The 19,780-nt window shown below is 60.6% G+C and carries 17 protein-coding genes and 2 tRNA genes; 13 read left to right on the top strand and 6 right to left on the bottom strand.

The window, feature by feature from the left end; translation table 11 throughout:
* Positions 1–184: 184 nt before the first annotated feature.
* From BN1115_RS20845 to BN1115_RS20820, 6 genes are all read left to right on the top strand, one after another.
* Complete coding sequence (locus BN1115_RS20845; protein WP_042658679.1) at positions 185–1,027, top strand: ABC transporter substrate-binding protein; 843 nt, start codon at positions 185–187, stop codon at positions 1,025–1,027.
* Positions 1,028–1,091: 64 nt separating this feature from the next.
* Positions 1,092–1,793, top strand: coding sequence for an ABC transporter permease (locus BN1115_RS20840; RefSeq protein ID WP_005347674.1), 702 nt, complete (start codon positions 1,092–1,094; stop codon positions 1,791–1,793).
* A gap of 34 nt (positions 1,794–1,827) precedes the next feature.
* Complete coding sequence (locus BN1115_RS20835) at positions 1,828–2,523, top strand: energy-coupling factor ABC transporter ATP-binding protein (RefSeq protein ID WP_042658678.1); 696 nt, start codon at positions 1,828–1,830, stop codon at positions 2,521–2,523.
* Positions 2,495–3,139, top strand: coding sequence for a molybdenum cofactor guanylyltransferase MobA (gene mobA, locus BN1115_RS20830; RefSeq protein WP_042658677.1), 645 nt, complete (start codon positions 2,495–2,497; stop codon positions 3,137–3,139). Before BN1115_RS20835 ends, mobA begins: the two co-directional genes overlap by 29 nt.
* The gene (locus BN1115_RS20825; RefSeq protein ID WP_042658676.1) at positions 3,136–4,914 is read left to right on the top strand and encodes a bifunctional molybdopterin-guanine dinucleotide biosynthesis adaptor protein MobB/molybdopterin molybdotransferase MoeA; all 1,779 of its coding nucleotides are present in this window, start codon (positions 3,136–3,138) and stop codon (positions 4,912–4,914) included. Before mobA ends, BN1115_RS20825 begins: the two co-directional genes overlap by 4 nt.
* Before the next feature lie 61 nt (positions 4,915–4,975).
* Positions 4,976–6,034: an FUSC family protein gene (locus tag BN1115_RS20820; protein ID WP_021229852.1), complete on the top strand. Its 1,059-nt coding sequence runs from the start codon at positions 4,976–4,978 to the stop codon at positions 6,032–6,034.
* Between the two features lie 59 nt (positions 6,035–6,093).
* Here BN1115_RS20820 and BN1115_RS20815 read toward each other — a convergent pair whose 3' ends face one another.
* The 4 genes from BN1115_RS20815 to BN1115_RS20800 form a co-directional block, all read right to left on the bottom strand.
* A complete protein-coding gene (locus BN1115_RS20815) occupies positions 6,094–6,648 on the bottom strand; it encodes a DUF3332 domain-containing protein (RefSeq protein ID WP_042061387.1) in 555 nt (184 codons plus the stop codon).
* Positions 6,649–6,809: 161 nt separating this feature from the next.
* Positions 6,810–8,105: a methyl-accepting chemotaxis protein gene (locus BN1115_RS20810; protein ID WP_042658675.1), complete on the bottom strand. Its 1,296-nt coding sequence runs from the start codon at positions 8,103–8,105 to the stop codon at positions 6,810–6,812.
* Between the two features lie 178 nt (positions 8,106–8,283).
* Positions 8,284–8,766, bottom strand: coding sequence for a GNAT family N-acetyltransferase (locus BN1115_RS20805; protein WP_042658674.1), 483 nt, complete (start codon positions 8,764–8,766; stop codon positions 8,284–8,286).
* A 206-nt stretch (positions 8,767–8,972) separates the two neighbouring features.
* Positions 8,973–9,173: a YbfA family protein gene (locus BN1115_RS20800; protein ID WP_005334863.1), complete on the bottom strand. Its 201-nt coding sequence runs from the start codon at positions 9,171–9,173 to the stop codon at positions 8,973–8,975.
* A 212-nt stretch (positions 9,174–9,385) separates the two neighbouring features.
* Here BN1115_RS20800 and BN1115_RS20795 point away from each other — a divergent pair, with 212 nt between their 5' ends.
* Positions 9,386–9,679 carry a hypothetical protein gene (locus BN1115_RS20795; RefSeq protein WP_042658673.1) on the top strand — a complete coding sequence of 98 codons (294 nt, stop codon included), beginning with the start codon at positions 9,386–9,388 and terminating at the stop codon, positions 9,677–9,679.
* Positions 9,680–9,729: 50 nt separating this feature from the next.
* Here the strand turns inward: BN1115_RS20795 and BN1115_RS20790 are convergent.
* Both BN1115_RS20790 and BN1115_RS20785 read right to left on the bottom strand, forming a co-directional pair.
* Positions 9,730–9,803, bottom strand: a tRNA-Cys gene (locus BN1115_RS20790).
* A gap of 57 nt (positions 9,804–9,860) precedes the next feature.
* A tRNA-Gly gene (locus BN1115_RS20785) sits at positions 9,861–9,936 on the bottom strand.
* Positions 9,937–10,188: 252 nt separating this feature from the next.
* On the opposite strand from BN1115_RS20785, the gene BN1115_RS20780 reads away from it, so the two are divergent.
* The 6 genes from BN1115_RS20780 to BN1115_RS20755 all read left to right on the top strand — a co-directional run bounded on the left by BN1115_RS20780 (position 10,189) and on the right by BN1115_RS20755 (position 19,772).
* The gene (locus tag BN1115_RS20780; RefSeq protein WP_042658672.1) at positions 10,189–13,626 is read left to right on the top strand and encodes an ATP-binding protein; all 3,438 of its coding nucleotides are present in this window, start codon (positions 10,189–10,191) and stop codon (positions 13,624–13,626) included.
* A gap of 416 nt (positions 13,627–14,042) precedes the next feature.
* Positions 14,043–15,728 carry an ABC transporter substrate-binding protein gene (locus tag BN1115_RS20775; protein WP_042061376.1) on the top strand — a complete coding sequence of 562 codons (1,686 nt, stop codon included), beginning with the start codon at positions 14,043–14,045 and terminating at the stop codon, positions 15,726–15,728.
* A gap of 118 nt (positions 15,729–15,846) precedes the next feature.
* Positions 15,847–16,830, top strand: coding sequence for an ABC transporter permease (locus BN1115_RS20770; RefSeq protein ID WP_033135896.1), 984 nt, complete (start codon positions 15,847–15,849; stop codon positions 16,828–16,830).
* Between the two features lies 1 nt (position 16,831).
* A complete protein-coding gene (locus BN1115_RS20765) occupies positions 16,832–17,752 on the top strand; it encodes an ABC transporter permease (RefSeq protein ID WP_042061373.1) in 921 nt (306 codons plus the stop codon).
* Positions 17,749–18,768, top strand: a complete 1,020-nt coding sequence (locus BN1115_RS20760) for an ABC transporter ATP-binding protein (protein ID WP_042658671.1) — start codon at positions 17,749–17,751, stop codon at positions 18,766–18,768. The genes BN1115_RS20765 and BN1115_RS20760 overlap by 4 nt, the downstream gene beginning before the upstream one ends.
* An 11-nt stretch (positions 18,769–18,779) precedes the next feature.
* The gene (locus BN1115_RS20755; protein ID WP_042061369.1) at positions 18,780–19,772 is read left to right on the top strand and encodes an ABC transporter ATP-binding protein; all 993 of its coding nucleotides are present in this window, start codon (positions 18,780–18,782) and stop codon (positions 19,770–19,772) included.
* Positions 19,773–19,780 lie beyond the last annotated feature (8 nt).

The following is a 19,780-nucleotide window of genomic DNA, read 5'->3' as shown; positions in this document are numbered from 1 at the left end:
TTGTCCTTACCGTATCAAAAGCACCAACACCAATTATTAAAAGCGATAACAAGCTCACCTAATTGATTTTAATAAGCTTCTGTTTTTAAACGGCAAACCGTGAATGCAGCGACAAAGGTACAGTTTGGCACCTTGCTTGCTTACTCTTGCCCTCCTCTCATCGTTCATGAAAAGTTGCATCAAGATGACGATTAAAACCAACCTCAAACGTTTTGCCCTCTCCCTCGCGGCCAGCCTGCTGATCGCCGGGGCCGCCCACGCCGAAGCGGATACTAATGCCACAAAAGCGCCAATCCGCCTCGCCACCACTACCAGCACCGAGCAGTCCGGTCTGCTGGGCTGGCTGCTGCCCCAGTTCACCAAGGAGACCGGTTATCCGGTGCAGGTGATGGCGGCCGGCACCGGCCAGAGCCTGAAGATGGGCGAAAATGGCGACGCGGATCTGGTGATGACCCACGCCCCCTCTGCCGAGAAGAAGTTTGTCGAGGCGGGCTTTGGCATCGAGCCGGTACACCTGATGTACAACGACTTCATCATCGTCGGCCCGGCGAAAGACCCGGCGGGTCTTGGCAAGCTGCATGATGCCGCCAAGGGGCTGCAGGCCATCAAGGAGCAAGGCCAGACCTTTATCTCCCGCGGTGACGAGTCCGGTACCCACATCAAGGAGAAGACCCTGTGGCAAGCCGCTGACGTCAAACCCGAGTTTGCCGGGTACAAATCCATCGGCCAGGGGATGGGGCCGACCCTGACCATGGCCTCGGAGCTCGGTGCCTACACCCTGACTGACCGCGGCACCTGGCTCGCCTATCAGAGCAAGCTGGATCTCGCCGTGCTGCTGGAGGGTGACAAGCGCCTGTTCAACCCCTATCAGGTGATCCTGGTCAACCCCAAGCGCTACCCGGACCTCAACACCGAAGGGGCGCGCACCCTGAAAAACTGGCTGGTCTCCGACCATGGCCAGAAGCTGATCGGCGACTTCAAGGTGGCAGGTCAGGCGCTGTTTGTGGCAGATGCCAACGGGAAATAATGGCAACGCTGACTCCTGCGATGACCTTGATGGCCCTCCCCCGGTTCGCTGAGGAAGGTGCCTGATGCCGACCCTGCTCGACACGACATTAGCGGCCCTCGCCCTGCTGTTCAGTGGTGACACCGAACTGTGGCAGGTGGTGGGGGTATCCTTCTCCGTCTCCTGCATCGCGCTGCTGCTGGTGCTGCTGCCCGCCTTGCTGCTGGGCTTTGCCCTGGCCTATCTGCCGCTGCCCGGCCGCTGGCTCTGGCTCTCCTGCATCAATACCCTGCAATCGGTGCCGACAGTGGTGATTGGCCTCTTGCTCTACATGCTGCTGTCACGGGCCGGCCCCTTTGGCGACTGGAAGCTGCTCTTTACCCAGCAGGCGATGGTGGTGGGGCAGATGCTGATCGCCTTTCCGGTGATCGCCACCATGGCCCACGCGGCGTTTGTCCAGAGTGACCGCCGCGCCTGGGAGACCGCCCTGACGCTGGGGGTCTCCTGGCCCAAGGCGCTGATCGGCCTGATGCACGAGTGCCGCTTTGGCCTGCTGGCCGCCATCATCGGCGCCTTTAGCCGCATCGTTACCGAGGTGGGTTGCTCCATGATGGTGGGGGGCAATATCCTGCATTTCACCCGCAATATCCCCACCGCCATCGCGCTGGAGACCCAGAAAGGGGCCTTCACCCAGGGGGTTGCACTCGGTATTGTGCTGCTCACCCTCGCCCTGTTGCTCAACCTGCTGCTGACGGCCTGTCGTGGCCACAGCTATTTGAAGAACTGACCATGCCCCCACTGTGTATCAACAGGAGTACCCCATGGCCCTGACCGCCCAGCAACTCACCATGCGCTTTGGCGAGCGCCAGTTGTTCGAGATTGACCGGCTCGCCATCGCACCGGGGGATGCCATCTGGCTGCATGGAGCCAACGGGGTGGGCAAGACCACCCTGCTCAAGATCCTGGCGGGGCTGCTCGCCCCCACCCGTGGCCACACCAATCTGCCGGGGCGCTGGCAACAACGGCTCAACCGGCTGCTCAAGCGGGATCTGGGGCCGGGCCGGGTCACCTATCTGCACCAGACTCCCTATCTGTTCGATCGCACCGTGCACGACAACGTGGCCTGGGCGCTCGATAAACAGCTCGGCAGCGAGATCCGGGTGTTCGAGGCGCTGCGCCGGGTCGAGCTGGAGGGTCTGGCGCGGGAGCACATCAGCATTTTGTCCGGTGGCGAACGGCAACGGCTGGCGATGGCGCGAGCCTGGGCGCTGCAACCGGCCTTTCTGCTGATGGATGAGCCCACCGCCAATCTGGACACACATTCGGTTGCCCTGATGGCCGCATTGGCGCAAGATCTGCGGGAACATGGCAGCGGCCTGGTCGTCATCAGCCACCAGAGCAACGCCCTGACCGACCTGTGCGAGCGGCAATGGACCCTCGCCCGTGGCCAGCTGCAAGAGACGACCCCTTTAAAAATCATCGAGCGACATGACTTCAAGAAGCGAATCTCCCTCTAGGCTTTTTCCCGTATCGGCCGTGATCCTGGCAGGAGGCCGCGCCACCCGGATGGGGGGCGAAGACAAGGGATGGGTAGCACTGGCGGGACGCCCTCTTATCGACCACGTTTTGGCGCGCCTGCGCCCCCAGGCGGATGAGGTACTGATCAACGCCAACCGCAGTCAGGCCCGCTATCAGGCGCTGGCCCCGGTCATCAGCGATGACAACAACGACTATCTCGGCCCGCTGGCGGGCATGCAGGCAGGCCTTGCCGCCGCCCGTCACGACTGGGTGCTGTTTGTCCCCTGCGATGGCCCCGCCCTGCCGCTGGATCTGATGAGCCGCTTTCGCGCCGCCCTGACCCCGGATACCGAGCTGGTAGTGGCCCACGACGGCGACTGGCTGCAACCCGTGGTGGCCCTGCTGCACAAATCCCTGCTCCCCTCCCTCACCGCCGCGCTGGCAGAGGGTGAGCGCAAAATCGATATCTGGTTTGCCCGCCACAATATGGCGGTGGTGAGCTTTGCCGATCAGCCGGATGCCTTTATCAATCTCAACAGCCCGGACGAGCTGGCCGCCTACGAGGCCCGTCTGCTTGCCCCGGCTATCGACCCCCAACAAGGAGTCACCTCATGACCCCGGCCCCCACTCTTCCCCTGCTCGGCTTCGCCGCCTGGAGCGGCACCGGCAAGACCACCTTGCTGGAGCAGTTGATCCCCCTGCTGGTGGATCGCGGCCTGCGCATCGGGGTGCTCAAGCATGCCCACCACGACTTTGACATCGACCAGCCGGGCAAGGACAGCTATCGCCTGCGCAAGGCGGGTGCCCAGCAGATGATGGTGGCTTCCCGCCGTCGCCACGCTCGCATTACTGAAACAACGCACGGCGAGACAGAGCTGGCCGAAGCTGACTTTCGCCAGCTGCTGGCAAGCTTTGATCAAACAGAGCTCGATCTGCTGCTGGTAGAGGGGTTCAAGCACGAACACTTCCCGAAAATCGAGCTGCACCGCGCCGAAATTGGCAAGCCACTGCTTTTCCCCGAAGACGGCGACATCATCGCCCTGGCCAGCGATCAGCACCAACAGAGTGGCGAACAACAGCAGACAAGCCTGCCCCGCCTCGATATCAACGATCTGGCGGCCATCGCCGACTTCGTCTGTAGCTGGCTTGACGGCTGTCAGACCAAGGAGCCGGAGGCGGGCAAGGGCTTTCTCTCGGTCGAGGCGGCCCGCAACGCCATTCTGGCAGCCCTCACCCCGAGCAACGCCTGCTCGGACAAGCTGCTGGCCCAGTGCCACGGCGCTGTGCTGGCCGCCGATCTGATAAGCCCCATCAATGTGCCGCCCCACGCCAACTCGGCGATGGATGGCATTGGCCTTCGCAGCGACGATCTCGCCGCTGGTCGCTGGCAACTGGTGGGGGAAGTGCTGGCAGGCCAACAGCGCCACGAGCCGGTGCTGGCCGGTCAGGCGGTGCAGATCATGACTGGCGCCCCGCTGCCCCCCGGTGTGGATACCGTGGTAATGCGCGAAGAGACGCTGATTGAAGGTGAGTGGGTCACCGTCACCGCCCCAGTCCGGGCGGGGCAAAATGTGCGCCTCGCCGGGGAAGATCTCGCCAAGGGGGCGGTCGCCATTCCGGCAGGTACGTATCTTGGTGCCCCCCAGCTGGGACTGGCAGCATCGCTCGGTCAGGCATCGCTTAGCGTGCGCACTCCACTAAAAGTGGCACTGTTCAGTACCGGTGACGAGGTGCAGGCGCCGGGCGAACAGCTCGCCCCCGGCCATATCTTCGACAGCAACCGCTTCACCCTGATGGCCCTGATCCGCGCCGCCGGTTGCGAGGTGATGGACCTTGGCATCATTCCCGATGACAAGACCATCCTGCGCCAGCAGCTGGAGCAGGCCGCCGCCAGCGCCGATCTGGTGTTGAGCTCGGGCGGGGTCTCGGTGGGCAACGCCGACTTTATCAAGCTGGTGCTGGCTGAACTCGGCCAGATCGATTTCTGGCGCATCCAGATGCGGCCGGGACGCCCGCTCGCCTTTGGCAAGCTGGGGCAGACCCCCTTCTTCGGCCTGCCGGGCAATCCGGTGGCGGCGATGATCTGCGTGCTGCAGTTTGTCGAGCCCGCCATCGCCCGCTTGCAGGGCAAGCTGTGGCAGCCGCTGCGCCTGTCGGCGCTGGCAGACGAGAAGATGAAGAGCCGCCCGGGGCGCACCGAGTTTCTGCGCGGCATCTTCCATCAGGACCGTAACGGCCAGCTGCGGGTGCGCACCACAGGGCCACAGGGCTCCGGTATTCTGAGCTCCATGAGCGATGCCAACTGCCTGATTGAAATCGTACCGGACCAACCCGGGATCGCCGTTGGCGAGCGGGTCTGGATCCACCCATTGCAGGGACGACTGGCCTGAATCCCGACGGGGCGTCGGCCGGATGTAGGCGCCCTGTCAGCAACCTGATACGAGGCTCACTGTGCGTCTTGATGCCCCCCTCTCCCGACTCGATCTGCTGGTCTATGGCCGCTACCGGATCGTCCATGGCCTGCGCATTGCGCTCGCCTTTATGCTCACCTTTCTGCTGACCCGCGAGCTGAAACTGCCGGAGAGCACCTGGCCGCTGATCACCCTGGTGGTGGTGATGGGCCCCATCTCGTTCTGGGGCAATGTGCTCTCCCGCGCCCTGCAGCGGGTGGTGGGCACCATCTTCGGCGCCAGTTGCGGGGTGGTGGCGCTTTATCTGGAGATCTACTCCCTGCCGCTCACCCTGATCTGGTGCGGGTGCATCATGTTCCTTTGCGGCTATCTGGCCCTCGGCAAACGCCCCTATGTGGGGCTACTGATCGGTATCACCCTGGGGGTCACCATGGGGGCCATGCCGGGAGACATAGAGACAGCGCTGTGGCGCAGTGCCGATGTGATACTGGGCTCCCTGCTGGCGCTGCTCTTTTGCAGCATCTATCCCCAGCGGGCCTATAGCCACTGGCGGCTGCAACTGCACCAGATCCTGCAACAGTCGGGGCGGCTCTATCACACCCACCTCTCCCCCAATGTGTTGGAGCGCCCGCGCCTCAAGCACAATCTCTCCCAGTTGCTGGCACAGACCGGCAAACTGCGGGCCCTGCTGGCCCCCGCGGCCAAGGAGACGCGCCACAGCGTCGCCCTGTTTGATGCGGTGCAGGTCACCATGCGCAACACCCTCTGCACTCTTGAGATGCTGGCCAACACCTACTGGAACGATCGGGAGAGCCACTTCCTGATGCAGAGCACGGCTGCGCTGCAAGCCTGCCATCTGGCCACCGAGGAGGCGATCAACCAGCTTGCCCTGATGATGCAAACCGGTGACGGGCGTGGCGCGGATGCCGCCATCGCCCGCCTGCACGAGGTAGCGACGCAGGTGTCGCTGCCCCCCAACACCGAGGCGGCCATCAATGGCTACCTCTGGCTCAACGTGCAGCTGACCGAGCAGCTCACCCACCTGCGCCGCCTATTGGGGCTGATCCTCACCCCGCCCCATCGCAAGCAGCCCGACTAGGCCCAATGCAAAACGCCCCGCAGTTGCGGGGCGTTGTTTGTCGGTATGAGCCGTGATGATCAGGCTGCGGCGCTGGCGTTCGCGCTCATCTGCTCCAGCTCTGACCGGGTCAGGGTAGAGACAAACTTGCCGTCGAAGTAGATATCCATCAGCTCGCCGCGCTTCTCGCCGCGCATCATGCTGCTGCGACCATCCAGATAGTGCACTTCCATCTGGGCGGTACGCTCGTTCGGGTAGCTGATCTCCACCTCGCGCACCCCTTGTGGCAGCATGGCCAGCGGCACCTTCTTGAGGGCCGGATCCAGATGCTGGTTCACCTTGATCACCGGATTGGCCTTCATGTCCACCACGGCCGGGGATTTGCCGGTAATGGGGTTTTTGCCAGACCAGAACTCGATGGTATTGAAGACGAACAGGTCAGCGGTCGCTGCCAGACCGTAGACTGGTGCAAGCAGCATAAAGACCCCGGCACGACCGTAGCGGTTATCCACCACGCTCAGGTTGCCCTTGGTGACCATGCCGGAAAGCCCCATCTGCCCCATACAGCCGCCCAGACCCATGCTCGCGACCATAACCAGCAGGGCCATTGCCCGCCCCTTCTGTTGTAATGCCATCTTGTTCTGTTCCTGCTCTGAAATGAATGAGGCGGCAAGCCTAATCAAGAGGTCAAACCAGAACAATTCACAATGGCGGAACGATACAGGAGGGGTTCAGATTGGGGCACTGACTGCTCAAAGATGAGTCAATGCCCCGGCATGGCAGAACGTCCGGGGGCTCAGATCGCCAGATCCGAGACGGTGCTGGAGACGTTGTTGGCTTCCCGCCGGATCTCGCTCATCACCTCGTTCACCTCGCCCACCTGCTGTTTGCCCAGCTCGGCGCTGCTGGCGACGTCGGACATCTCGGAGGTGACCCTGGCGGTCAGCTCGCGGTTGTTCTGCACCACCTTGGCAATCTCGTCGGTAGAGAGGGAGGTGCGGGCCGCCAGCTGGCGAACCTCGTCGGCCACCACCGCAAAGCCGCGCCCCTGATCCCCCGCCCGCGCCGCCTCGATGGCCGCGTTGAGGGCCAGCAGGTTGGTCTGATCGGCGATGCTGCTGATGGTGGAGACGATCGCCTCGATGTTGCGCGACTGCTCGTTCAGCTGGTTGATCAGGCCAATGCTGTGGGTGAGCTGGCTGGCAATCAGGCTGGAGGTGTCGACCACCGAGGCGAGCAAACCTGCCCCGCGCTCGGCACAGCTCAGGGTCTCCCGCGCAGCACCGTGGGCCAGCATGGCCGCTTCGCGCACCGCATCGCTCTTGTTGATCCGCTCGGTGATGTCACTGGCGAACTTGATCACCTTCACCACCTTGCGATGCTCGTCGAGGATCGGGTTGTAGGTCGCCTCCAGCCACACCGTGCCGCCGTGACTGTTCTGGCGACAGAAGAGGCCGGACTTGTACTGGCCACGGCCCAGCTCCTCCCAGAAGTGGGGCTGTTCACGATAAAACTGATCATCGCAGAAGATACGGTGATGCTTGCCCTGCACCTGCGCCAGGGTATAGCCCATGGTATGGAGGAAGTTGCCATTGGCGGTAACGACCTCTCCGCTTGGGGTAAATTCAATCATCGCCATCGAGCGGTCCAGCGCCGTCACCAGCGCCTGCTGGCTGAGCAGTTGCAGATGGTGCTCGGTAATGTCGGCGGCAATCTTGATCACCTTGGTCACCACACCCCGCAACTTGACGGGAAAGTAGGTCGCCTCCAGCCAGATCGCCTCGCCCCGTTTGTTGAAGCGCTGGAACACCCCGGTACGGGAGCGCCCCTGTTTCAAATCGGCCCAAAACTGCTGATAGGCGCTGCTCTGGGCATACTGCGGGTCACAAAACATCCGGTGATGATGGCCCACGACCTCGGGCGCACTGAAACCCACCACATTGAGAAAGAGATCATTGGCGGCCAGCACTGTGCCATCCGGGGTAAAGGTGATGGTCGCCACGCTGCCGTGCACGGCGTCGAAAAATCCCTGCTGTGCCAGAAGTTGCTCCTGACACTGCTGCAACTCGGCTTTCAGTTTGCTATTGAACATCGAAACGTATCCTCCAGACTGGCCCCCACCATGGCCAAACCACACAGTGGATCAATAAGATAATGGTGGCGAGCTCCATCAGCATAGTTGGCCGCGTCATCGCGCTCCCATCTGACGCCATATTTATTGCGGTAAATCAAACGGACCGGCCGGGACTCACCAGAACGGGGTTGTCCCCTTATCCTGCCCCCGGTTGCCACTCCAGCGAGGCAGGATTGGTGACAAACCCGATCCGCTCATAGAGAGGGCGCCCCTCATCGCTGGCATGGAGCCACACCTTGCCGAGCTGACGCGCTCTGGCACAGGCGGTAATGGCGTCGAGCAGCGCCGTGGCGATCCCCTGCCGGCGCCATTGCGGCAGCGTATACATGTTGAGCAGATACCCTTCCACCCCCGCCAGATTGCCGGGATAGGGTGGCCGCACAAACAGCGCCAGCGTTCCCGCCGCTACGATCTGCTTGCCGCCCTCCTGCTTATCGACCTCGGCCAGCCAGGATAAACCCCCCTCTTCACTCATCGCCCGGGTAAAGTAGTCAACCGTCGCCTGCCACAGGGCAGGATCGGCCTGCGGGCTCGCCAGCTCACCCACCTCGCAGAACAGCTGCATGCGCAGCGCCACCAGCGCGGGAATATCTACGGCTCGGGCCTGACGAATGATCATCGCATCTCCTTGCATCACAGAGCACATTGAGAGAGGGGCCAAACGGAAGTGGGCCTGCTCGGCAAATCTGCACGGCACAGGAACCATCGACGCCGACCATGTAACCGGAATGCGGATAATAGCAGAGCACATAGTTAACTATATGTTTTTAAACATATAAAAAAAGACAGCCGAAGCTGTCTTTTTCATCGAAATCAAATTGCGGATTAGTAGAAGATCCGCTCGCCACGCTCGCTCATTTTGAGCCAAACCGGTTTGGTGCTGGTTTTGTTCCAGATCCGGTGCAGATAGCTGTAGAAACGGGCACGATCGCTGCGAAACAGCATCACGGGGAACGCCAGAATGCCCACCAGCAATACATAAATGCGACGAAGAATAATCTGAGTCAGGGAAAAGGGATGAAACATGATGTAACTCCTTACTGGTAAGACCACTGAGCAAAGATTACTCCACTCCATGTAGGATTACTACATCACCAACCCATTTTTTTATAAAAAAATGGCGAAAAACGGGAAATACTGAAAACGGGTTACGTCATTAACCAACAGTTAACAAACTTGCGAAAATCGTGCGCTTTGCCACAGTTATCAGGGGAAAAACATGCTGTAGGGAGACACGCATGAAACTGTCGGAAGTAGCACTGCTGGTGCTGATGATTGCCCTGACACGGGCACAACTGGAGGAGTGGCAGTTGAACAGGGACGATGCCATCGTGCTGGCCGAACGGGGTGTACCCACCGTCAGCCTGTGGCAATGCGGCACCCTGAAACAACGGATGGCGGATCTCGGACACCAGAGCGCCGAGCTGCAATTTCAATATCGGGGGCAAAACATGGCGGATGTGAGCCACTATCTCGAGCGCGAATGGAAACAGGCTGGTTGCGAACAGTTACTGGTTCAGCAAGGATACTGACCAAGGTTCACGGCTAGAAGAGTGATGATTCAGGGAAAACAGAGAGAAGATGGAGGCACGTTCCGGAGTCGAACCGGACTAAACGGATTTGCAATCCGCTGCATAACCGCTTTGCTAACGCGCCATGCTGACAAGACTGATTGTCTTGAAAGTGAGTTCCATCGTTGGTGCGATGGAAATTTGGAGCGGGAAACGAGACTCGAACTCGCGACCCCGACCTTGGCAAGGTCGTGCTCTACCAACTGAGCTATTCCCGCGTTACTGCTTTTTTCGTGCCAGTTGCCTGACAACGAGGCGCATTATACGTACCACGAGCGCCAGCACAACCCCTTTTTCGCAATTTAAGCCCTGACGCAGACTGTTTGCTCAGGGTTTAGACGGCTTGCTGCAATTTTCTCCATCCCGCTGTGACCCACCAAGCGAATTTGGGATAAAGTCGTTGAAATGATTACGCTTTCGTTCGAGACTTGAGCGGCTTAATAACCGGATTCTCAATTGAAAATCACAAGATGAAATGGATCTTCAAGCTTCGTGGACTCAGGCCGCAGCTAATGCTGGCTTTTTTCATGTTGGGGATGGTGCCATTTTTGGTCATCACCCTCTTCTTCCTCTACAGCCACGGCAAGGATCTCACCACCCAGACCTCCAACCATCTGGTCTCCGTCCGTAATATCAAGAAGAGTCAGCTCGAGGATTACTTCAACAACCTCAAAGAGCAGATCATCAACTTCTCCCAGCAGGATTTCGCCGGCAACAGTATCGGCCGTTTCTATGGCTTTACCGGTGCCTTCGAGAAACTAGGCACCACGCCGCAGGAGGCCCGCAGCCGCGCCCAGGCCCGTTATCTGCCCGGCACCTGGGATCAACTGCGCAAACCGGACAGCCAGGTGGAGATCGAGCCCTCCATCAGTGCCCTGATCCTCGCCGACGAGATGTATGGCCGGGTGCACCAGCGCTTTCATCGCGGCTATGCCGACATGGTGCGCAAGTCCAACTACAGCGACATCTTTCTGGTGGACCTCAACGGTGATGTGGTCTATTCGGTCACCAAACATCCTAACTTTGCCACCAATCTGCTCTCCGGCCCCTATCAGGGCAGCGGCTTGGGCCAGACTTTCGCCAAGATCAAACGCCGCCTCGATGGTGGCCAGAAGCCGCAGCAGATCTTCGAGTTCACCGATTTTGGCCGCAACGAGCTGACCGGGCAGGTGGTCGCCTACATGGCGGCGCCCGTGATGCAGTATGACTATGTGCGCGGGGTGGTGATTTTCGAGCTGCTGCCGGACAAGCTCAACCAGATCATGGCGGAGCGGGAGGGACTGGGCGAGACCGGCGAAACCATCCTGATCGGCCCTGACAAGCGGATGCGCGCCGATGCCTGGCTGGCGCCGGAGTTCAGCGTCGAGAACAGCTTCAGCCCCAACTTCCGGCCGCTGCAAACGCCCCTCATCACCAAGACCCTCTCCGGCGAGCAGGGGGTCGGGCTGTTCTACTCCTATCAGGATGACGAGGTGCTGGCCGCCTACACCCAGGTGAAGGTGTTCGACACCGAGTGGGCCTTTATCGCCGAGATTTCCACCCGGGAAGCCTATGCCCCGATCCGCCAGCTGGAAACCCTGGTGATTGTGCTGGGGGCGGGCTCGGTACTGCTGCTGATCCTCTTCTCCCGCTGGCTCTCCCACTCCATCACGGCGCCGCTGCGATCGCTTACCGAAGCGGCCGAGCAGGTGGCCGACGGCGCGCTGGATCACCCCATCGCCATCGAGCGCACCGGCGATGATATCGACCGGCTGGCCGAGGCGTTTCGCCATATGCAGCGCTCGGTGAAGGACAAAATCGAACTGATCGAGCAGCAGACTCAGGAGCTGCAACAGCAGGTCAAGCTGACCCACAAGCAGAACCTCAGCCTGCAACAGGCGGACAAGCTCAAGGATGAACTGCTGGCCAACACCTCCCACGAGCTGCGCACCCCCATTCACGGCATCAAGGGGATGGCCGAATCCATGCTTGCCAGCCAGCAGGATTTGACCGAAGGGCAGCAAAAGCAGCTCGGCCTCATCATCAAGAGTGCCGACGGCCTGGCCCGTCTGGTGGACGATCTGCTCGACTACCACCAGATGCGCTACGGCCAGCTGGAGATCCATCCACAGCCCGTCTCATCCAAAGGGGTGATCCGGCTGGTGCTGGATCTCTGCCAGCATCTGGTGCAGGCCAAACCCCTCACGCTGGTGGATATCAGCCCGGCCGAACTGCCGCCGGTGCTGGCCGACGAGCAGCGGCTCGAACAGGTGCTGTATAACCTGGTGGGCAACGCCATCAAATACACGCCGCAGGGCAAGGTGGTGCTCAGTGCCATCGTCGAGAACAACTTCCTGCGCATCAAGGTCACGGATACCGGCATCGGCATCGCCCCCGACCATCTGGAACATATCTTCGAGCCGCTGGTGCAGATGAGCCCGGAGGTAAGCAAGCAGGGGGCGGGCCTTGGCCTCTCCATCACCCGCCAGCTGGTACACCTGATGGGGGGCGAGCTGTTTGTCGAGAGCGAGCCGAGCGTTGGCTCCACCTTCGCCTTTACCCTGCCCCTTGCCACCGGCAAAGCCGCCAATCTGACCCTCGACAGCCGCCAGATCGAGCATCAGCTGGTGCGCCAGCAACCGCTGATCCTGCCGGACTGGGAGAGCGACGATCTGCCCCCTCCCCCCGAGGATGCGCCGCTTATTCTGGTGGTGGATGATGAGCCCATCAATCTGCACATCCTGCGCCATCTGCTGCAGCCCTGCGGCTACCGCATCCTGCCCAGCAGCGACGGTCACGATGCGCTGGCCAAGCTGGCCGAGGAGCCGGTGGATCTCATCCTGCTGGACGTGATGATGCCGACCCTCTCCGGTTTTGACGTCTGCCGCCGTCTGCGCCAGCAGCACCCGAAAGAGATGTTGCCGGTGCTGCTCCTCACCGCCCTCAACCAGCCCAAGGATATCGAGGAGGGCTTCGGGGCCGGTGCCAACGACTATCTGGTCAAACCCTTCTGCAAGGAGGAGCTGTTTGCCCGGGTCAAGGCACTGCTGGAGGCCAAGGCCGGACGCGCCTCTCTGGTGGAAAACCGGCTGTTGAAACAAGAGATCGAACATCGCCTCACCCTGCAGGATCGGCTGCATCAGGATCAACAGCGGCTGCTGGCCCTGCTCGGCGAAGGGGCCGACCCGATGATCTTCATCGACGAGCAAGGCACTGTGCTGTTTGCCTCGCGGGTGATGGCGCGCCTGCTCGGACAGGAGCCGGAAGCCATGGAGGGGCAACCCCTCAATGAGTGGCTCGCCACCCCGCTGCAACAGCAGTGGCCCGACCTAGCCAGCGAGCGGGAACATAATCTGGAGTTTCTGGTGGCCGGGCAGAAGGACGTGCTCAACGCTCGTGCCCTGCCTATCGCGCTCGGAGGACAGGCCGCTTTCGCCCTCACCCTGAGTACCGAACTGCGTCAGGACGAAAACCGGGTGATGGCGCTGGAGAACGCCCTCAAGAACCTCTCGCGGCAAGCCATCATCGAAGATGAGCAGCTGCTGGGCGAGCTGAGCCGCCTTGGCGGCGAGTTCCGCTCGCTGGCCGATGACCTTATTCGCCAGCAGGATGACGAGCCGCTGCGCCGGGCGCTGGTCGAGACCATGCAGCTCACCTTGGATGCCTGGCAGCAGGGCACCGGCAAGGGCAAAATCGTGCTGGCGGAGAAGAGCAAGCTGTGGCGGGTCTATATGGACAGATCCAGCCCGCAGACTCGCACCCTCGACAAGTATCTGAGTCTGGATACCCTCCCCAAGTCGCCGCGCTGGAAGACGGTGGTGGCCACTACCGAGTATGTGCTGGGCCACTGCCCGCTCAATGACCACCAGCGCCAGCAGTTGCAACACAGCGCCCAGACCCTGCGTCAACTCGCCAACCGCAAGCCGTGACCCGGCGCCCTAAACGGGCGCCGGATCACAATTGGCAATCTGGTTTCTTTTTGCGCAAAACAAAGCCCCGCACAACCCCGAAATCGAGAGCCGATCCAATTCACAATTTTGTCATATACGCCATTTTCACAGCCACTTTTTGCACGAAAACAAATAACGCAAACCAATGATTTTAAACAGATAAAAAAGCATTTTGACGAGATTGACGTGACGCCGTCAATTTTTACGAAAACGACGAAATCAATAGTTGTTGTTTTCCTGTTAATTCTGGTTTGCTAGGGACGTTGGAAAACAGAATGACAAAGGTTAGACACCTGACCAACACAGAGGGCCGATTTCATCAGCATGCGAAGTCGGTGCTCACACAAAACAAGGCGACCCCTCGGGAATGCCAAAAAAATAAGAAAGGAAAACATATGCTTGCCAAAGTATCCAAAATCTCTACTGCTGTAATGCTGGGCACCATGATGCTCGCCGGCGCCGCCGGCAACGCCATGGCTGCAGAAAACAAAACCGTGCTGACCATGGTCGCACAACAGGAAACTGCGTGGGTCAAGAACTTCAACCCCTTCCTGCAAGCGGGCCTGCTGCACACCACCCGTCACTTCATCTATGAACCGCTGGTGATCTTCAACGATATGCAAGGGGGTAAACCTGTCTATCGTCTGGCCACCAACTATGCGTTCAGCGATGACCTGAAATCCGTCACCTTCGATCTGCGTGACGGCGTGAAGTGGTCTGACGGCGAAGCCTTTGATGCCGATGACATCATCTTCTCCTTCAATCTGGTCAAGGCCAACAAGGCGCTGGATGAGCGCTCAATCTGGACCCAGATCAAGAGCGTCGAGAAACTGGCCCCCAACAAGGTCAAATTTGACCTGACCGAGGTCAACACCAACGTGGTGAATGATCTGGTGCTGGTACCCATCGTGCCGGAGCATCAGTGGAAATCGGTGAAAGATCCGGTTGCCTTCACCAACGACAAGCCGGTCGGTACTGGCCCCTTCACCGAAGTGGACAACTTCTCCGCCCAGCTCTATACCCAGTGCCGCAACCCGCATTACTGGGATAACGCCAACCTCGCCATCGACTGTCTGCGCATGCCGCAGATGGCCACCAACGACCAGGTGCTGGCTGCGGTCATGAAGGGTGACATCGACTGGTTCGGCTCCTTCGTGCCGGATATCGAGCGCCTCTACGTCGGCAACGATCCGAAGAACAATAAATACTGGTTCCCGGCCTCCGGTACCGTGGCGTTCAACGTCAACTTCCAGACCAAGAACCCGGGCAACCACGAAGCCTTCAACGACATCAACTTCCGTCGCGCCTTCTCCATGGCGATGGATCGCCAGTCCATGGTGGATATCGCGGGCTACGGCTACCCCACCGTCAACGAGTACCCGTCAGGTCTGGGCAAAGCCTTTGACTCCTGGAACAACCCGGAAGTGGACAAGAAGTACGGCAAGTACAACAAGTTCGATCTGGAAGGGGCCAAGGCACTGCTGAAAGAGGCAGGCTACAAGGATTGTGACGGCGACAAGTTCCTCGACACCCCGAGCTGCAAAAAGATCGAGTTCAAGGTACTGGTGCCGAACGGCTGGACCGACTGGGTCAACACAGTACAGATTGGTGTAGAAGGGCTGCAGGCACTGGGCCTGAACGCCAAGACCGCTACCCCGGAAGCGACCGTCTGGACCGAGAACCTCATCACTGGCGACTTTGATGTGGCGCTGCAGGGCTACTTTGCCGGTGCCAACCCGCACAAGTACTTCGAGACCGCGTTCCACTCACGCAACATGGGTGACCGTGGCAACCGCTTCGCCGCGCCGCGTTACAAGGATCCCGAGCTCGACAAGCTGATCGATGACTTCACCCAGACCGCCGATGCGGCCAAGCAGAAGGAGATCATGTTCGCCATCCAGGATCGTGTTGGTGCCAACCAGACCATCATTCCGGTCTTCAACAACCCGACCTGGTATGAGTACAGCACCAAGCGCTTCAACGGCTGGTTCAGTGCTGATAATCCGGTAGCCAAACCTCAGCTCCACCCGGACACCCCTGAGCGTCTGCTGCACGTGTTGTCCCTCAAGCCAAACAGCTAAACAATCCCGGCCCCCTGCGGGGGGCCATCTTCCCCGTTAATCCCCTTCTTGCCCGGTTCTGCCGGGGTTGGGGTAGCTATACCCGACGCGGGGCAGGCTTGCAGTAAAAGGTACCATCATGGGATTCATACTGAGACGCTTTTCCTTCTACCTGGTTGCCTTTCTGGTAGCCGCCACCATCAACTTCCTGTTACCTCGTGCCATGCCTGGCGACCCCGTATCTGTTATGTTTGCCCGTGCTGGCGCCATGATGGAACCCGCCGCCCTGGAAGCGCTCAAAGCCACCTTCGGTTTTGTTGACGGCCCCATCGGCACCCAATTTCTCACCTATGTGAAGAGTGTCTTCACCTGGGATCTCGGCACCTCGGTGCGCTTCTACCCGCAGCAGGTCTCTGACGTGCTGGGCCGTGCCATCGGCTGGACCCTGTTTCTGGTCGGCACCTCCACCATCCTGAGCTTCTCCATCGGTTCCATCGTCGGCATCTTCGCCGCCTGGTACCGCGGCGGCCGGATGGACAGCATTCTCTCCCCGCTCACCCTGGTGATGCAGGCCATTCCGCCGGTGGTGGTCTCCCTGCTCGCCCTGTTCCTGTTCGGGGTCAGCCTCGAGTGGCTGCCTATCGGCTACGCCTACAGTCCGGAAATTCCGGCAGACTGGGGCTGGGAGCACATCAAGAGCATCATGACCCACGCCATCATGCCGGTGCTGACCCTGGCCATCGTGCAGGTGGGGGGCTTTCTCATCACCATGCGCAACAACATGATCAACCTGCTCGGTGAGGATTACATCACCATGGCCAAGGCCAAGGGGCTCTCCAGCAACCGGGTGATCTTCAACTACGGCGCCCGCAACGCCATTCTGCCCAGCGTCACCGCCCTCTCCATGGCGCTCGGCTTCGTCATCGGTGGCTCCCTCATCACCGAGGTGATCTTCAACTACCCGGGGCTGGGCCTGACCCTCTATCAGGGCATTCTGGCGCGCGACTACCCGCTCATTCAGGGGCAGCTGCTCATCATGACCATCACCATGCTCAGCTTCAACTTCCTGGCCGACGTGCTCTACGTCTTCCTGGATCCCCGTCTGCGTACAGGAGGCAAATAAGATGCAAATGCCCACCATCCTCAAAATATTACTGGGCAACCGCAAAGCCGCCTGCGGCCTCGCCATCGTGGTTGCCTTCGTGCTGATGGCCATCTTTGCCCCCATTCTGGCCAGTAACGAGCCGACCAAACGGGTGGCTCGCCCGCACCAACCGCCCAGCACCGAGTTCGTGATGGGGTCCACCCGCATGGGCCACGACATCTGGTCCCAGTTCACCAACGGCGCCCGTATCTCGCTGCTGGTGGGCTTTAGCGCTGGCCTGCTGGTATGCACCCTGGCCGTTGCCATCGGCATCACCGCCGGTTACTTCGGTGGTCTGGTGGATGAGTGCCTCACCTTCCTGATGAACGTGGTGCTGGTGATCCCCAACCTCCCCTTGCTACTGGTGTTGGCGAGCTTTATCGGGGAGGCGTCACCGACGGTGATTGCCGTGATAATAGGGTTGACCTCGTGGGCCTATGGCGCGCGGGTCATCCGCGCCCAGACCCTGGCGCTGCGGGAGAAAGAGTTCGTCATCGCCGCCGAAGTGCTGGGCGAGCCGGCCTGGCGCATCATTCTGGTGGAGATCCTGCCCAACCTCATCTCCATCATCGGGGTGAGCTTTATCGGCTCCATCATCTACGCCATCGTCACCGAAGCGACCCTGGAGTTCCTCGGTCTCGGCGACCCGACCGTGGTGAGCTGGGGCATCATGCTCTACAACGCCCAGACCTCCAGTGCCATCCTGATCGGCGCCTGGTGGGAAGTGCTGGCCCCCTGCTTCGCCATCGCCACCCTGGGTGCCGGTCTGGCCCTGCTCAACTTCGCCATCGACGAGATCGCCAACCCGCAGCTGCGCTCCCACAAAGGGCTCAACCGCTGGAAGAAACTGGCCACACCGGTCGCCACACCGCTCTCTGCCGCACAGGAGAAGACAGCATGAACAAGCATCCCCTGCTGTCAGTACGCAATCTTTGCGTCGACTACATCACCGAAAACGGCGACGTGCGCGCCGTCAACTCGGTCAGCTTCGATATCAGACAGGGTGAGGTGTTCGGCCTCGCCGGCGAGTCGGGCTGCGGCAAATCCACCGTCGCCTTCTCGGTCGCCCGGCTGCACAAGCCGCCCGCCTACATCAGCGGTGGCGAGATCCTGTTCAAGGGGGAGAACATCCTCCACTACAACGAGGAGCGGCTGCGCTCCTACCGCTGGCAACAGGTGTCAGTGGTGTTCCAGTCCGCCATGAATGCCCTGAACCCGGTACTGCGGATGGAAGAACAGTTCTGCGACGTGCTGCTGGCCCACAACCCCGGCATGACCCGCTACGAGGCGATCAAGCGCGCCCAGGAGCTGCTCACCATCGTCGATATCCACCCGAGCCGGCTCAAGGATTACCCGCACCAGTTCTCCGGCGGCATGCGCCAGCGGCTGGTGATCGCCATCGCCATGGCGCTCAATCCCGAGCTGCTGATCATGGATGAGCCGACCACGGCGCTCGATGTGGTGGTGCAGCGGGAGATCCTGCAGAAGGTCTATGCCCTGAAAGAGAAGTTCAACTTCTCCATTCTGTTCATCACCCACGACCTCTCCTTGATGGTGGAGTTCTGCGATCGCATCGGCATCATGTATGCTGGCGAACTGATTGAAGTCGCCCCCTCCAAGGCGATCCTGACCGCGCCGCTGCACCCCTATACCAAGGGACTCGGCAACTCCTTCCCGCCCCTGCACGGGCCGAAGACGGTGCTGGAGGGGATCCCGGGCACCCCGCTCAACCTGCTGGAGGTGCCGGTCGGCTGCCGCTTCCAGGCCCGCTGCGGCAAGGTGCACGATCGCTGCCGTCAGGAGTACACCAAGTTGGCCGAGATCCGCCCCGGGCAACAGACCGCCTGCCACCTCTATGAAGAGCAGGGGCGGCAACAAGATTCCGTGATCTATCTGGACAAGGCCGCTGGCTGTTAAGGATGTCTGTCATGCAAATCGCCAAAACCGATGCACCCATCATCGAAGTCCAGCACCTCTACAAGGACTTCCCCATCAACTCCAATGCCATCAAGAGTGGCAAGATGCGGGCACTGTCCGACATCACCTTCAACCTGCACCGGGGCCGCGCCCTGGCGGTGGTCGGGGAGTCGGGCTCCGGCAAGAGCACCATCGCCAAGATCATCGCCAAGATGTACAAGCTCAGTGCCGGGCGCATTCTCTATCGCGGCCACGATCTGGAGGAGTTCAACAAGGGCACCGCCCTGCTGGACTATCGCCAGAGCGTGCAGATGGTGTGGCAAGACCCGTTCGGTTCATTGAACCCGACCCACACCATCTATCACCACATCGCCCGCCCCCTGCTGCTGCACAGTAAGGTGATCGACAAGAAAGATCTGCCCGACATGGTCCACGCCCTGCTGGAGAAAGTCGGCCTGACCCCCGCCAAGGCGACAGCGGCCAAATATCCGCACCAGCTCTCCGGCGGTCAGCGCCAGCGGGTCAACATCGCCCGCAATCTGGCGGTGGAGGCGGAAGTAGTGCTGGCGGACGAGCCGACTTCCATGCTCGATGTCTCCATTCGCATCGGCATCCTCAACCTGATGGAGCAGATGAAGAACGAGCTGGGGGTCTCCATGCTCTACATTACCCACGACATCGCCACCGCCCGCTATGTGGCGGAAGATCTGGCGGTGATGTATGTGGGTCACATGGTGGAGTGGGGCGAGGTGGACGAGATCCTGCACCACCCGCAGCACCCCTACACCCAGCTGCTCATCTCGGCGGTGCCCGACCCCGAGAAGAGCATCCACGCCGAGCTGGAGGGCGGCCGCAAGGGGGAGATCCCGCTCTGGACGCCAGAGTCCTGCGGTTGTCCGTTTGCCGGGCGCTGCAATCAGGCGATGCCCCGCTGCAAGGAAGCGCTGCCTGCCATCACCAAGCTTGCCGACAACCACTTCGTGCGCTGCTACCTCTACGAGTGATGGTGAGC

The sequence above is a fragment of the Aeromonas allosaccharophila genome (assembly GCF_000819685.1).
Taxonomy (GTDB): Bacteria; Pseudomonadota; Gammaproteobacteria; order Enterobacterales; family Aeromonadaceae; genus Aeromonas; species Aeromonas allosaccharophila.
Note: the sequence above shows the minus strand (reverse complement) of the source record. Positions and strands in the feature narration are given on the sequence as shown.